Consider the following 15,635-nt stretch of genomic DNA (forward strand, 5'->3'; position numbering starts at 1 on the left):
GTTAATCGCCATTAACAATCGCATAAAGCAACGCATCGCGCCCGAATACGCGTTTGCGACAAAGCCCTTCTTTTGTACCACCAATTCGCTCTGCTACACGTATACTTGCCTTGTTGTTAGGCTCTATAAAGCACTCTAATCGATGCAAATTCATTTGAGAGAACGCAAGCTTCTTCAAGGCTTCACAAATCGCGGTAGCTAAACCTTTTCCGCATGCGTCTGGTCTGAGCCAGTAGCCAAGGTTAGCGGTAAGGTGCGTGTGATGAATATGGTTGATAATGCCCATACCTAAGCATTTTTCTTCGTGCATTAGTAAGTAGGTAAGCCCATATCCTGTATCTCGTGCCTTTTCCATGTTGGTGATGCACTGCTTGGACAGTGCAGGCGTAACAGGACAAACCGCTGAACCAAACCAAGGTTTTACGTGATGGATAGACTGTTGCCCAGCCTCACATAGCGCATAGCAGTGTTTCTCTGCAATGCGCTGAATGGAAATGGGGCCTTGTTCCGTATGTATCGGAGGTAGGCGAGACGGTAGAATGGATAAGTCGATCAAAAGGGTTTCTTATCCAATAATCGACATGCAAACACAATAGCGAACACAGCAAAGTAGGCAGCAAAAATAGTTTGCATCCACTCAGCCATTCCCATAGACAAAAACTGCCACGAATCTTCTAAACAGTCACCTTCAGCAGCAAATACAGCGGGTAGCCACTCGTGAAGTTGTAACCACGAAGGGAAGTTTGGCACAATTTCGCAGCTGGCAAAAAATGGGTTCGCAGCATTGAGAATGCCAACGTGTTCTTTGGCAATTAAGAACCCCCATCCTGCAGACACAGCCCAACCAGCGAAACCAAGCATGCGTGTAAAGCCATTGTTTTTAATAACGACAATAAGTGCTGACAACACAATACCGTACATGGCGGTTCGTTGATAAATGCACATAATGCACGGCTTTAAACCCATGCCATACTGAAAGTAAAGCGCAGCAATTTCTAATGCCAATGACGTGGCGAAAAGCACAAGCCATGAAGACTTGTGCTCTGCCCATTGGCTAATGCTGTGAATGATTCCGCGCATAGACTAGTGACCTACCGCTTGAGCACCCGCTTCAGCAGCGGTGTGGTGTTCAATGAGGTGCATGTCGTAAAGCACCTGAGTAGCATCAGCAAGTCCAATGTAAGTTGCTAACAAACCAACGATGGTCAGCACGATGGTATATGGCAATGCCATCATAACCATACGGCCGTACGACAAACGAAGCAGTGGCGCGATGGCTGAGGTTAGCAAGAATAGGAAAGCAGCTTGACCGTTTGGTGTTGCCACGCTTGGTAAGTTGGTTCCCGTATTGATTGCTACAGCAAGCATATCGTACTGGTCACGTGTGATTTGACCGGCCTGTAGAGCCGCTGTGACTTCAGTGATATAAACAGAGCCCACAAACACGTTGTCACTCACCATCGAAAGCACACCGTTAGCAAGATAGAACATAACCATTTGCGTTTCGCCTTCAAACGACAGTACCCAATGGATTACCGGCTGGAAAAGGCCTTGGTCAATGATAACGGCTACTACACCAAAGAATACGCAAAGTAATGCGGTAAATGGCAGTGCTTCCTCGAACGCTTTTCCAAGTGCGTGTTCTTCGATAACACCGCTCATAGAAGTAGCAAGCACAATAACTGACAGACCAATAAGACCCACTGACGCCATGTGCGTAGCAAGACCAATGATTAACCAAACACCTATTAGTGCTTGTACTACCAGCTTAGCAGTTTCACGCTTACTGCGGCCCTTGTCCATATGGTCGTTATAGTCGACCAAAATCTGTCTTACCGCTGCAGGTAATTTTGCGCCGTATGAAAACATACCGGTTTTTTCCAGAATTACGGTGGTAAGTAGTCCAAATACGAATACTGGGATAGTAACAGGTGCCATACGGATGAAAAATTCAACGAAGTCCCAGCCGGCCTTGTCTGCAATAATCAGGTTTTGTGGTTCACCTACCATGGTCATAACACCACCAAGGGCAGTACCTACCGCTGAGTGCATCATAAGGTTGCGTAGGAAAGCTCTGAAGTCTTCTAAGTCGTGGCTTCCCAGCTCGTCGTCGCTTGTGTGGTCGTGATCAGAATGAAACTCCTTGCCCGACGCTACTTTATGATAGATAGAGTAAAAGCCCAGACCTACACTGATTATTACTGCAACAACCGTTAATGCGTCGAGAAACGCCGATAGAAATGCAGATGCAAAAATAAACGATAGGGATAAAATTAACTTGTTGCGAACCTTAATCACTAATTTGGTGAACAAGTACATAAGCAGGTCTTTCATGAAGTAAATGCCCGCTACCATGAATACCAGTAGCAATAGCACTTCTAAGTTAACTTCAATCTCATGCATCATATGGCCAGGCGATGTCATGCCTATAAACATCGCTTCGATGAGCAACAGGCCGCCTGGTTGAAGCGGGTAACATTTCAATGCCATCGCTAAGGTAAAGATGAATTGGATTACAAGCGTCCAGCCAGCTACATATGGGTCCACCATAAAGATGAAGGGATTAACAATGAGAAAGGCAATAATGGTTTTTTTATACCAGTCGGGCGCATGTCCCAGGAAATTCTTATAGATCGCCGCGATCATTGAGGTTTGCATGAGTTCCTGTTCCTTTTACAACAAAGCACGCATTTTTGCGCATCTTTATACTGTGTAGTTCCGGTTATTGCATACATAAACTGCTGGCGCTATGCGATTTATTTCGCCTTACCGCGGTTTTGCTGCTGTCATTATAGTCGGAAATTAAGCGTACATGATATTAACGTCTTGAGAAAGCAATTCACAGACCCCACCATGTGAAAGTCACTGAATATTTATCACTTTTTTTATGATAGTTATCATTGAATTTGAAAATACGTAATATTTCGAACATAAAATGTACAAGCAGTGTTTAATGGTGTTTGAAATAACACTTTAATTTTAACAAGTTGTTAAAAGCTTTAGTGGACGAGGCATAATTCATTGTGATAATAAAACAGCATCTGGTACAATCAGTTGCAAAATAACAATAACGTGCAGGCGATTAGTTATGATTTATAAGGCACAGAGTCCAGCTGGATTCGCCGAAGAATATATTGTTGAATCTATTTGGAGTGGAAGGTTTCCACCTGGCACCATTTTGCCTGCAGAAAGAGAGCTTTCTGAGTTAATTGGTGTAACGCGTACTACACTGCGTGAAGTACTTCAGCGTCTAGCTCGTGATGGTTGGTTAACAATTCAACACGGCAAGCCGACCAAGGTTAACAATTTCTGGGAAACGTGTGGGTTAAACATTTTAGAAACACTTGCTCGTTTAGACCAAGAAGGGATCCCAGAACTGGTTGATAATTTATTAGCAGCGCGCACTAATTTAAGTGCGGTTTTCATTCGAGGCGCAATTCGAAACAACCCTCAAGAGTCTGCTGAAATTATTGCCCGTTATAAAAACGTGGAGCAAGAAGGTTTAGCTTTTGCCCAGTTCGACTATCAAATGTCTCATGACTTGGCGTTAGCATCTAACAATAACGTATTTGTTTTGATGATGAACGGCTTCCGTGGCTTGTACTCGCGTATTGGTGGCTATTTCTTCTCGCACCAACAAGCACGCGACGTGGCAAACAAGTATTACGCAGACTTGCTTGATGTTGCTGAGAAAGGCGAATACGACCGTGTGCCTGTAGTGGTAAGAAAGTACGGTATAGAGAGTGGAAAGGTGTGGCTTGCTATTCGTGATGACATGCCTAAAGATTTGGTCGATTAAACTCTAGCTGCCAAAGACTGTTGTTTTTAATACGACGGCTTCTACAGTACACAACAAAAGCGCCGCATTATTTCTGAATATGCGGCGTTTTTTTATCGCTTTCTACTAATATTCGTTGGTGAATTTACAGCGATGAAATACAGCTTTACATATCTTGTAACATTTTAACCTTTAATTAAACTCATTCGCGTTAACTATCGCTAGACCCTAAATCGTATTTATATATACTCAGTCTACTTATAAGTTCCGCTTAGTTTAGTTGCCTCCCTATATTTTCAATCACCATAAGTCGATTGTCTTCAATCGTTTGGCGGTAAACAAAGCGCAAATAAAAGTGCACAACAGGAATAATAATGAAATATCTATGGATAGCACTTGCCGCAGGTGGCTTGGTAGCAGGCTGTGGCGTCGAAAATAAAACTGAAAATCCTCAACAAGTAGCTGAAACTGCAGCGCCATCCGTTATGTTAAATACCAAAGTGAGTGCGCCTGTGGCGAAAAAAGTGCCGCATGAAATGACCGCGCATGGTGTCACCCGTAATGACAATTACTATTGGATGCGTGATGACTCCCGCACCGACGAAGAGATATTGTCCCATTTAGAGCAAGAAAACAGCTATGTTGAGACTGTTTTGGCTCCTCTTAAGAAAAACCGAGAAGCGCTTTATGAGGAGCTCGTGTCTCGGATTGAGAAGGACGACTCAACCGTGCCAGTTCTCGACAATGGTTACTGGTACTACACCAGCTACTCAGGTGAAAACGAGTATCCTATTTATTTAAGAAAACCTTCACTTGACGCTGAACCGCAAGTATTGCTTGATGCAAACCGAATGTCTGAAGGGCATGATTATTTCAGTATTGGCAGTTACGCGGTGAGCAGCAACAACAAATTGCTTGCATATTCTGAAGATACGCTTAGCCGACGCATCTACACTGTGTATGTCAAAAGCCTAGAGAGTGAAGAAAAGCTTGATGACGTTTTAGAAGGTACGTCTGGAAGTGTAGTTTGGGCGAACGATAATACCCACCTCTTTTACGTGAAGAAAGACCCGCAGACTCTTTTAGGATACCAAGTCTATCGCCATAAATTGGGCACGTCTCAAAGCGAAGATGTTTTAGTTTATGAAGAGAGCGACCCTACCTTTTATACCTATATCAGTAAAAGTAAAGACGATAGTGTCATATACATTCACCATGACAACACCGAAAAAACAGGTGTGACTTTGATTGATGCGAATAACCCAACGTCTCAAACAAAAGTATTCTTGCCCATTGAAGACGGACAAGAATACAGTGTAGCAAAAGCGAGTGACGGTTATTTTGTGTTGACCAATATTGGTGCGAAGAATTTTAGAGTGATGAAAGCACCATTAGGCGCCACTAACGATGTGTCGAAATGGCAAGAAGTGATTGCACATCGTCCAGACGTTTTCCTTCAAAGTATTGAAGTAATGAACAACCACTTAGTGGTTAAAGAAAAAGAAAACGGCATGCTGCGCTTGGTCGTTCACAATCTAACGTCAAACGAAGAGAAAGTTATTCCAACTCAAGACCCAATTTACGGTGCGTATTTTAATGCAAACCCTGAAATGGATACCAATAAGCTTAGAATTTATTACAGCTCGTTGACTACGCCTGGTTCTATCATTGATATCAACTTAGATACCCTTGAAAGCGAGGTGATGAAACAAACCCGTGTATCTGACACTTTTGACTCCTCTCTCTATGCCTCTGAGCGCGTGATGATTGAAGCGAGAGACGGTACGTCAGTTCCCGTTTCGTTGGTTTATCGCAAAGATAAGTTTAAGAAAGACGGCACCAATCCATTATATCAATACGCCTATGGCTCATACGGTTCGACTGTAGACCCAACGTTTAGAAGCAGCTGGTTGTCTTTGATAGACAGAGGCTTTGTTGTCGCGATCGCACACATTCGCGGAGGTCAAATGTTGGGGCGCGAGTGGTATGAAGACGGCAAAATGCATCAGAAGATAAATACCTTTACTGACTTTATTGACGTTTCAAAAGGACTTGTGGCAAAGCAGTACGCAGACAAAGACCGCGTCTTTGCTATGGGCGGCAGCGCGGGTGGCTTATTAATGGGCGCAATCGTAAATATGGCACCTGAACTCTATCAAGGTGTGAGCGCGCACGTTCCATTTGTTGATGTAGTGACCACAATGAGCGATGCGTCTATTCCGCTGACTACCGGCGAATATACCGAGTGGGGTAACCCAGCCAACAAAGCTGAGTTTGACTATATGCTTTCCTACTCGCCTTACGATCAGATTGAAGCAAAAGACTATCCACATATGTTGGTTACAACCGGACTACACGACTCACAAGTGCAGTACTTTGAGCCAATGAAGTGGGTGGCGAAGCTAAGAGAATACAAAACAGACGATAATTTACTGCTATTCAAAACCGACATGGAAGCGGGTCACGGTGGAGCTTCAGGACGTTTCAAACGATTCGAGTCTACCGCGCTTGAATATGCGTTTGTATTGCATCTTGCAGGTGTTCCACTCTAACTCTACACCCACCTTTTTAAACCAGTCTCCTCTGGTATTTCGCCCGAACAAGTTAGCGCTTTTTCGGGCATTTTTATTTTTTGTGTTTTTAGTATGCGGATTCTAATTGTTAATCGTAAAGTAAAGCCATGGTGTTGAAATACACTCTCATTTAGCATTCATAGGAGCTGAACATGACTACTACTGACACAATTAAAGGTAAAATCAACGAAGCCGAAGAAATGGCACGTAAAATTTGGTTAGCAGGCCTAGGCGCTTATGGTAAGAGCGTTGAAGAAGCGCAGGGGCGCTACGAGAAGCTAAGCGAAGAAGCGAACAAAATGTTTGACGAGCTAGTGACAAAGGGCGAAACGCTAGAAGAAGACGCAAAAAGTAAGTTCAAATCTACGACTAACGATGTTGAAAATCGCGTTGCAGACGTGCGCAAGAAGCTTGGCCTTGATTCAGAGCCAGCTGATCAGCGCATCGAAGAGCTTTCAGCAAAAATCGATGCCTTGACTGAAGCGGTTGCAAAGCTAGCTGCCAGCAAGTAAAACGGTTTTCCTTCCGGGCACCATTTTGTGGTGCCCTCCATGCAGTTTTCATAAGCTTTTCAGTGCTGAAAGCGCGTTTTAAAAGCTGCAATTGAGTGACAGCGAAGCATTTTTACAAAGTTCAATGACTGTAGAAACCGTTTTATGCTGTCATGCTTAGTAAATCTCCGTATTGGAGGCGTTATGAGCAACAAAAAAATTCCATCTACAGAATCTGTGTCGACAGTCGATCAAGATTCATCAGTACTTAACGGTACTGCTACTTCACCTCTTAAATCGTCACCTCTATTTGGTTGGCTTTACGCTGGCTCAGATTTGTTATCGGCGAAATTAGACCACGCTGCAGGCGTTGTTAGTCAGAAAATTGATGACACGCAAGAAACCATAAATTCGATGCAGGCGAAAGGGCTTGAGGTTGAAAGCGAGTTAAGACGAACACTTAACCCCTTTGCCTTGGTTGATGCTGCTCAGAAATTAGTGGCGTCAACGCCGCTTTTTTCTGCATTCTCAGGCGGCCAGAAGCGCCAGCAAAAAGAGCAGCAGCTTGAACTATTAAGCGCAAAAGTTGACTTGCTTGTAGAGCAGGTAGCCCTTTTAGCAGCAAAAGAGGCTGCTAAAAAAGCCGAGGCTAAAAGCGCTGCTAGCAAGACTGCAGCGCCCAAGAATACCTCACCAAAGTCTCCGCAAGCAACGAGGAGTACATCGACAAAGTCGTCTTCGACCGCTTCTTCAACTTCTCGTGCTCGCAAAGCCAATACAACCAAATCGGCATCTGCATCATCAAGTACGACTAAAAAAGCTTCTGCGGGAACAACTAATAAGCGTACTGCGGCCAAATCGACAACTACTAAGAGTGCGGCACAAAAGAAAGCGGCTAGTGCAGAAGCAACGTCGACCAAGAGCGCGACTGATACAACCAAGAACGACGAATAAAAGCACTTCCTAAAGATAAACCTCGCTTTCGGCATGAGCGCCAATTAACTACATATGTGGTTAATTGGCGCAGCTTCGTCCAGAAACGCTTTAGATAGACATAGTGATAGCTGTAGCTAAGTTTAGTTTTACATTTTCTTGAGAGGTGTTTTGTAGAAGTTGTACTATGAGCTTTTATTGAAGTGAAACTTCAATTTTTCCATCACAAACTTCACGTAACTAAGCCCACTATTTATTTTTCGCCCACAAATTCTGATGCTTTTTAAAACCGAAGAAGTCATAGGGTTCCCAGAAACTCGGTACTAAATCGTCAAGTGCGTCTGGAGTGAAGTTGCTCGACAATTGACTCATAATTTCACTTAATCTGTCTTTCCCTACGCGCATGAGTTTCTTGCGGTTAGCTGGGAAATAAAGGTTTCTTCCTTTGGGAATGATTTCTTGCGTACCGCTGGTAATGTACTTCTGATTTCTTGTTACCACTTTACATAAAGGCTCAGCTGGATTTGCAGGGTTGAGGCCAATCACTATTGCACATTCGTACTGGTCCTTTTCATGACCTTTCTCATTCATCGGTATGTAGGTAATGCCGAACCCTTGTGGGAAATACCCCACAAGCTCAACAAAGTCCTGCGCTAACTGCTTATTTAAGCCGCCTTTTTTCGCTAATTGTTCAATGAGCATGTAGCCTTTAGGCAAGCTCATACGTGAGTAGTCAGACTTAGTTGAAAGCACAATCGAAACATAAATTTGAGGGATCTTTACAATCTCTCCCAGCCCCGTTTTCGACACAAATGCATCTTTTACCAGCTGCTGCAAAAATTCATTGGCTTCTTTGTGAGTTTGAACAAAGCGATCCCTGTCTTCTTTGTTGTTTCCTACATACTTAGGTAGGCCTAACCCCTCAGACAAGTACTTTAAAGTGAAGTGATAGTTTAGCTTCAGAAGATCCTTTCGCTGCGACTCTTCCAGCAAACGAAATTCGTCTAGATCGCCATTTTCCCCTTTCAAGATAGTGAGTGCGGCAGGGCTTTGCAGGCCAATATCTTGAAGTAACGCTGCGGTAATTAGCGGTCGTCCAAGCTCAGTTTTCCATTTATCGCGCCAATAGCGGTTCCCACGAAACCGGGATGCAGCTTCGCGATACTTCGAGAGATATTTGTGAGCAATCGTGTCGTGCTCTAACAGTCTATCGACTAAGCGCAGTGTAAGCACCGCTTTGTAGAGCGGTTTGAAGCGCATGTGCACACGTGCAAAGTTGCCCTCTGGTCCTCGTGTGAGCAGCATAAGTGTACCAAGCAACTTAGCGCTGAGCTGTTGTGTTTCTTGCCAGTTGTCGCCCTCACAAAGCTCAATAATTTTGGTGCTTACAGCGTCAAGCCGCTCTATCCTTGCCAGACGCTCTTCTTCAAGCTTTTCAGTGCTGTTTGTTATTTGCTTGGTCAGTTGCTCTGCAAGCACCTCTTTGTTTTTATTTCCCTCAATTTTCTTAAGCTGAGCTTTCAAGTCTTCAATGTGCTGCTCAAGAGAGGGGGTAAGCGAAAAATAGTGACTCGCATCCTCGAACACCGAACCGTAGCCCGTTTCTTGAGGATAAATCATATTGATTAGTTGTTTTACTTGCTGCGTGTAAATGCTGTCGGGGCTTTGGCTTTGTGCGCTCACCGTTTTCCTTTCAAAAGATGCTGCGAATTGCCATTACTTTGCTATTGGCAATTCAAGACAGGTCAAGCGACGCACACGCTATCTTACTTCGTGCCCAAGCTCTACTGCCTCACGTTTTTTCAATTGGCCTAAATGATACCGTAAATTTTCGCTAATTTTGGTATTTCTTTTAATAACATGAAGTTGCGGCCATGATGCCCGTTCGCCACTGACAATCAACTGATTGATGCTTTCGCGCGTTGGATTAGACAACACCTGCGATAAATTTCTAATTTGGCGCTTGGGTAAAATATTGATGTTACCTACGTATTGCTGATCAATGATAGAACGAACTTTATGAATAGCCAATTTGGCACTTTTATTACCGGTTAACCTTTCAATGATATCAATGGCGAAAATACTGTTAGTTTTCGCTAGTTGGCCAAGATGGCGCGCAGACATGTCCCACAGCGAGTTGGGGTCAATGCGGTTTGCGGAAATGAATGGCACTGCCAACGGGTTTGTTTGGCTCACGATACTGTGATTTACGCCATATAGCCTCGCTAAGCGCTCGAAGGGAAGGTCGGCCATTAATGAGCCATCGGCAAAACGACGGTTAGGAATATAAGGCACAATCTCGCCTGAGGGCGTTTTCGCTCTTAACTGTACAGGGCTAAAAATGATGGGAACTGCACAGGATGCACGTACCGCTTGAGTAATAATTGCATTCGGTGAGGTTTTAGCATTTAACAAGCGCGAATGTTGATGGAGGTCGGCAGGGGATACCGTCACAGTAATGTGTCGACCTGTTTTCTTAAAAGCTTCCTCAAAAGTGGTGAGGTCGAAAAGTTCAATCAGCGCATTTTCGAGCACGGAACTATCAAATAGCCCTTTCTTTCCAAGACCGGCAAAGCTTCGCCAGTGTTTAAAAGTCTCGTAAATAAAGTCGGCGCTGAGTGCTTCTAATAACTGGTCGTGAGTTCGTGTACCCAACATGGCTGCGATGATAGAACCAGCGCTAGAGCCAGACACTACGGTAGGTAACAAATTCTTTTCGTTTAATGACTTAACCACGCCAGCATGGAAGAAGCCTAAGCCTGCGCCACCTGAAAGCATAAGGCAGCTGCGCCCGAAGGCGTGTGCAGTCTCTTCAAAAAACGACAGTTTCTCGTAAAAGTCTACATCTTGTTCATCGGCGTGATAAATTTGCTCTAACGCCAATATCACTTCGTCAATAAACTGTTCAATAAGATATTTAGTGCCTATTTTACACTGGGTAAGTAATACGGGGTTGGCAATGTTGCCTAAATTGCCGTGTAGCCCCTCGTGCAGAATCGACATAAGCGCATGTAAATCGCCTTTGCCTCTGGCAAGCTGTAGGCGCTGAACCCGTTTGCGAATTAGTTTGTAGTCGTAGTCATCGCTAGCGTCTTCGGCTTTCCATTCCTCAGCACCAGACAATGCATCGTGCGCTAAGCACGCGGCCTCATATTCATCATAATTACCTGCATGCTCGATTTCATGTTCAAGCTTTTTTAACCGCAAGTCGAATACTGCCATGACGAGTACCTATTTTTGATTGATGAGGGCTGTGCTTTCTACTCATTTGAAAAAGTACACTGACCCGAAAAACACCAGCAAAACGATAGTTTTCACTTAGAACGCAGTTCTCAAAAATTACAGGTCTTTAAATGTCCATATAACGAAGACTCAAAGCAAGGGCATGAGAACAGCGGTTCATACACTATTTTGAGTGTATGGCGTAAATTTAGAATTCACTACCTAATCACTTGTTGTTGAGAAAACTGATGCACTTTAGGTGAATCACACAAGGTCAAACATTCTAACTTTTAGACTTTCATTTAGCTGTTTTCAATCAACAATTAGCAGTAATTTCACTTTTTACATTGACCATTTCATAAGCACTCAGTAGCCTGAGAGAGAAAATAACAAATTGGACCACATGTTCGTAGTATGGAATGGAACTTTGAAACGCTAAGTCTGCTATCAATTCCTTTAATTAGCGCTATTGTTGGATGGCTAACCAACTATCTGGCGGTAAAAATGATGTTTTACCCCATTGAGTTTGTTGGTATTAAGCCTTTCTTAGGGTGGCAGGGACTCATTCCTGCGAAGCGCCGCCAAATGGCCGAGATTGAGGTTGAGCTAGTGCTAGGCAAACTGCTTAGTGTTGAAGAGTTAGCACAGCGTTTAGACGCGGACGAGCTCACTAAAGCAATTGAGCGGCGTTTGAGTCAAGTCATTCGCAAAGTCGTTAACGATGTAATGGCAGAATCTGCGCCTCAACTTTGGGCTGCGTTACCTGTACAGGGCAAAAATTTAGTCTATCAACGTATCGAAAACGACATTCCTAATGTGGTTCATAAAATGGTGGACGACTTTCAGCACAATGTTTCAGAAATTTTAGATATTAAAGAGCTGGTGGTAGAGCAGCTGGTGAATGCGCCCGAGCTCGTTAATGAAATTTTCTTAACGGCAGGCAGCAAAGAGTTTCCGTTTATTGTGCGTTCTGGCTTCTATTTTGGCTTTTTATTTGGTTTGCCCACCATGCTACTTTGGTATTTCTACCAAGCATGGTGGATTCTGCCGTTAGGTGGGCTGCTTGTGGGTTATGCCACTAATTGGATTGCTATCAAAATCATATTCGAACCCAAACGCCCAAGAAAACTGGGGCCTATTACTATTCAAGGTATGTTTTTAAAGCGCCAAAAAGAAGTGTCCGAAGTCTATTCAAACATTATTGAAGAAAAGCTTATAACGCCTAAAAACATCACCCATGTAATCTTGCATGGTTCAGGCTCAGCCCAGCTTTTAGAACTCATTGAGCTTCATGTCAACGACGCTATTGAACGCTATGTTGCTATAGCGCAACCGTATTTTGCGTTGGGTGTGGGGTCAGAAAATTACCATAAAATGAAGGCACTAGCGGTGCGTCAGATATTTGATAATTCTGATAAGTATCTGCTTTATGCGTTTGATTACGCTAATAATGCTATGCAGATTGGGCACGATTTAAGTGAGCGCATGCAGGCGTTAAGTGTTGAAGAATTTGAAGGCGTTTTGCGCCCAGCGTATCAACAGGATGAGTGGAAGCTCATCGTAACCGGCGCTATTCTAGGTATGGTAGCTGGTATTGCTCAACTCTATCTGGTGTTTATGTAGCGTGTTTCACGAATAAAAAAATTAACGCACTGGGTTGGCAAAGGATTGAACTAAATTATGAAAACCGCGCAGAAAATACTACTCACCGCGCTAACCTTATTTAATGAGCACGGCGAAAACACCGTTACCAGTGTTGATATCGCCATTGAGCTGGATATTAGTCCGGGGAATCTCTACTACCACTTTAAAGGCAAGGACAGCCTGGTTAACGCGTTGATGAAAATGCATGAACAGCAGATGCAGAAGATACTAAGCCGAGAAAAGCTTGATACACTTCATCCTGAAGAAATTATGTATTACCTCTACTTGCTTATAGACAGTATTCATGTGTTTCGCTTTTTCTACCGTAGCCCGGCTGACTTAGCAGAAAAATATCCTAGTATCGTGCGTCCTAGACAGCACATATTGTCTAGCTTAAATAAGCAATTAGCGTTTCTTTTTGAGTCACTATCGAAACGCGACATTCTTATTGCCTCAAGGGCAGACAGGGCACTTATGGTGGATTTAATGTCCTTAATCATCACACAGTCTTGTCAATTTGATGAATTAAACAGCCATATGGATAGTACGCTGCAGCGCTATCATGCCTTGTCGCTAATGATGGTAAGCGTATTGCCAAGATTGGCACTGTCCGATGAACAAAAACAGCAGTTAGAACAGATGCTCGACTCTCATGACTTTATGAGAGATGCCTCAACCCCGTCACCCCTCGACTTCGCGTAAAGGAATAGTAATGGCAAAAACGCTCAGTTTCTTAGATAAGTCATTTTGGATAACCGAATCAGACGAGAATCCAAAACACGTAGCTTGCTTGCAGCTACTTGCCATACCTAAAGGGGCAAAAGGTACCGAATATGTCCCTCAATTATTCCAAGAAATAAGAAGCTTTGCCCGTGCTACTTCTCCCTTCAACTGTGCGGTAAAAACGGTATTGGGGTACCCAGTGGGGTTTGCGCCGGTAAAAAAGCTCAACATGGATTATCACGTTCAAATTCATCGTGTGGCTGATGTTACAAACCGCGAAGCACTCGATGCGTTTGTAGCAAGATTACATGCTTCGCGGTTAGATCCCGACAAGCCCCTTTGGCAATACCATTTCGTCTTTGATGACAACAGCGAGACGTTTGCTATTTATGCGCGGGTTCATCATATGTATGGCGATGGGGCAACCTTAGTGCGCTGGTTCCAAGCGGGATATGTATCAAACTCTCATGAGACTAAGTTCACACCAGTATGGGCAGTAAAACGACTGCGCCATAAGCGCAGAGAGCCTGTGAGCTTTTACAAGCGCTTAGTGGGAGTGGGTTACGCGCTTAAAACCGCGCTCGATTTGCTAATTATCTTTATTCGTATATTCATGAAAGTGCTGCGAGTGAACCCACATTATATGCCTATTCCTTTCACTGGTACGAAAACAGTGCTGACTGGACAAGTGAAAGCGGGAAGGGCTGTGGCTACCATGGACTTAGACTTTAAGCGTGTGAAAGCCCTGGCAAGGCGAACGCGCTCTACGGCAAACGAGGTGTTGCTATGTGCCTTCGATATTGGCGTACATAAACTGCTGCAAGACCACGGGCAAGTATTTAAAAAAGCCTTGTTCACCAATATGCCAATTAACTTGCGTAAACCCGGCGAGAAAACCACAGGCAATAAGATAGCTATTGTGCCGGTGCAGCTTGCTCACGGCGAAACCGATCCTTATTTACGTTTGCGCCAAATTGTAGTGAATCACCGCATTGTAAAACATGCAGCGCAGCACGCGCGGCCCGCAGCATTTAGCGGCTATACTATTGTTATTCAATCGCTTGCGCTGGTCTTTGAGTGGTTAAGGCTATCTAGCGTAGTCAAACCCATTGCCAACATCTTGATCTCAAATGTACCTGGGCCAAAAGATACGCGGTATCTAAAAGATGCAGAGCTTCTGGCTTGTTACCCCATTTCTACCATGACGCCTGGTGGCGGGGTAAATATTACGCTTATGACATATGCAGGCACGGCAAATGTGGGATTAGTGTGCTGCAATAAGAATATTGAATCGCTACAGCCGTTAGCGCGCTACGTCAAAGAGGCGTTCGATATGCTTGAAGCAAGTGTGGACGATCCTAGGTTAAACATCGACGATATTGGTGAACAGGTGGATACCGTCCCTGTTTCTATTGTGTCAGATCACTAGCGTGCATTGTTCCAAACAGTAAGCGTTGTCATTCAATGAGGTAAAAGCGCAGTACGTCGTCTTCTACACGCACGTTTTGGCCAGCTTTTGAGAACAGAACCTCGCGCCAATGATCGTTACGCATGGTATGGCTTAAGTCTTCCTGCTTAATTTGCTTTTTAATGGCGTTGTTAATGAGAGGGATGTGGTAGTCCAACACTGCTTGTTTCGAGCCAGATAAATAGACCTTTAGATAGTCTGCAGCCATATCGGATGTGCCGGCGCTAAACAGTGATAACGCTGATTTTAAAGAGCCACCAAGCAAAGAATTAACGCTTTTGGGGAAGAGTCGCGACATCAGAAATTGCGTGTCTTTAATCAACGCGTAATCATCGTTAACTAAGGTGACGTTGTCAGTGGCGACGCCTGTCAAATAGAGTGTACTCATATTTTTGTCGTAATAGGGTGAAGCTGACACGGTAAATACAACATGAGCGCGATAAATAGTCGTGGTGGCAACCACAATGTTAAGCGCAGCGAGGCACTGCAGACCAATACGGTTGCTTTCACTATCTAGCGTGATATTTCCTTCAAGCACGGTAACCGTTCCAGTTCCCATGGGGATATCGAAAGTGAATGAGTAAGGAAAGCTGCCTTTTACGAGGTCATGAAGCTCTGATTTCGTGAAGTCGTCGTGCGTCAGCTTGCCCCATTTCACAAGCCATTGTGCAAGGTAGACTTTACATTTGTCTTTAAACGATAGGTTTTTGGTCAACGTTCATTCTTAGCCTAAATCTACTAGGCGGTGGCTTGTTGTTAGTTTTTTCAGAGCAGGGGCTACTTCGATATAGTACTTAAGTTAT

13 protein-coding genes are annotated in these 15,635 nt (G+C 44.0%); 7 read left to right on the top strand and 6 right to left on the bottom strand.

All coding sequences use genetic code 11. From position 1 onward, the window contains the following. Position 1 precedes the first annotated feature (1 nt). From BZA03_RS09305 to nhaB, 3 genes are read right to left on the bottom strand one after another with little or no spacing between them, the layout of a single operon-like run. Positions 2-556 carry a GNAT family N-acetyltransferase gene (locus tag BZA03_RS09305; RefSeq protein ID WP_101565138.1) on the bottom strand — a complete coding sequence of 185 codons (555 nt, stop codon included), beginning with the start codon at positions 554-556 and terminating at the stop codon, positions 2-4. Further along, the gene (gene dsbB, locus BZA03_RS09310; protein WP_110288602.1) at positions 553-1,080 is read right to left on the bottom strand and encodes a disulfide bond formation protein DsbB; all 528 of its coding nucleotides are present in this window, start codon (positions 1,078-1,080) and stop codon (positions 553-555) included. Before dsbB ends, BZA03_RS09305 begins: the two co-directional genes overlap by 4 nt. Positions 1,081-1,083: 3 nt before the next feature. Further along, entirely contained in the window at positions 1,084-2,658 is a 1,575-nt protein-coding gene (gene nhaB / locus BZA03_RS09315) for a sodium/proton antiporter NhaB (RefSeq protein ID WP_014949997.1), read from the bottom strand. 430 nt (positions 2,659-3,088) lie between these two features. Between nhaB and fadR the strand changes: the two genes are divergently transcribed. From fadR to BZA03_RS09335, 4 genes are all read left to right on the top strand, one after another. Continuing rightward, on the top strand, positions 3,089-3,799 hold the full coding sequence (gene fadR, locus BZA03_RS09320; RefSeq protein WP_014949996.1) for a fatty acid metabolism transcriptional regulator FadR: 711 nt from the start codon (positions 3,089-3,091) through the stop codon (positions 3,797-3,799). Positions 3,800-4,152: 353 nt separating this feature from the next. Continuing rightward, positions 4,153-6,330, top strand: a complete 2,178-nt coding sequence (locus tag BZA03_RS09325; RefSeq protein ID WP_110288603.1) for a S9 family peptidase — start codon at positions 4,153-4,155, stop codon at positions 6,328-6,330. Between the two features lie 173 nt (positions 6,331-6,503). Continuing rightward, positions 6,504-6,863 (top strand): phasin family protein, encoded by a 360-nt coding sequence (locus BZA03_RS09330; RefSeq protein WP_014949994.1) that lies wholly within the window; start codon positions 6,504-6,506, stop codon positions 6,861-6,863. A 183-nt stretch (positions 6,864-7,046) separates the two neighbouring features. Next, positions 7,047-7,796 (top strand): hypothetical protein, encoded by a 750-nt coding sequence (locus BZA03_RS09335; RefSeq protein WP_110288604.1) that lies wholly within the window; start codon positions 7,047-7,049, stop codon positions 7,794-7,796. Positions 7,797-8,024: 228 nt separating this feature from the next. On the opposite strand, the gene BZA03_RS09340 is transcribed toward BZA03_RS09335, so the two are convergent. Together BZA03_RS09340 and BZA03_RS09345 are read right to left on the bottom strand one after the other, a co-directional pair. After that, positions 8,025-9,458 (bottom strand): hypothetical protein, encoded by a 1,434-nt coding sequence (locus BZA03_RS09340; RefSeq protein ID WP_110288605.1) that lies wholly within the window; start codon positions 9,456-9,458, stop codon positions 8,025-8,027. A gap of 78 nt (positions 9,459-9,536) precedes the next feature. Next, complete coding sequence (locus tag BZA03_RS09345; RefSeq protein ID WP_075177517.1) at positions 9,537-10,997, bottom strand: DUF3336 domain-containing protein; 1,461 nt, start codon at positions 10,995-10,997, stop codon at positions 9,537-9,539. Between the two features lie 414 nt (positions 10,998-11,411). Between BZA03_RS09345 and BZA03_RS09350 the strand changes: the two genes are divergently transcribed. From BZA03_RS09350 to BZA03_RS09360, 3 genes are read left to right on the top strand one after another with little or no spacing between them, the layout of a single operon-like run. Next, positions 11,412-12,620, top strand: coding sequence for a DUF445 domain-containing protein (locus BZA03_RS09350; RefSeq protein ID WP_014976916.1), 1,209 nt, complete (start codon positions 11,412-11,414; stop codon positions 12,618-12,620). Positions 12,621-12,677: 57 nt separating this feature from the next. Continuing rightward, entirely contained in the window at positions 12,678-13,343 is a 666-nt protein-coding gene (locus BZA03_RS09355) for a TetR/AcrR family transcriptional regulator (RefSeq protein WP_110288606.1), read from the top strand. Positions 13,344-13,353: 10 nt separating this feature from the next. Further along, positions 13,354-14,793: a wax ester/triacylglycerol synthase domain-containing protein gene (locus BZA03_RS09360; protein ID WP_110288607.1), complete on the top strand. Its 1,440-nt coding sequence runs from the start codon at positions 13,354-13,356 to the stop codon at positions 14,791-14,793. Between the two features lie 28 nt (positions 14,794-14,821). Here BZA03_RS09360 and BZA03_RS09365 read toward each other — a convergent pair whose 3' ends face one another. Then, complete coding sequence (locus BZA03_RS09365; RefSeq protein ID WP_075177514.1) at positions 14,822-15,547, bottom strand: DUF1439 domain-containing protein; 726 nt, start codon at positions 15,545-15,547, stop codon at positions 14,822-14,824. Positions 15,548-15,635 lie beyond the last annotated feature (88 nt).

Origin of the sequence: Alteromonas sp. I10 (assembly GCF_003201515.1) — a bacterium.
Taxonomy (GTDB): domain Bacteria; phylum Pseudomonadota; class Gammaproteobacteria; order Enterobacterales; family Alteromonadaceae; genus Alteromonas; species Alteromonas macleodii.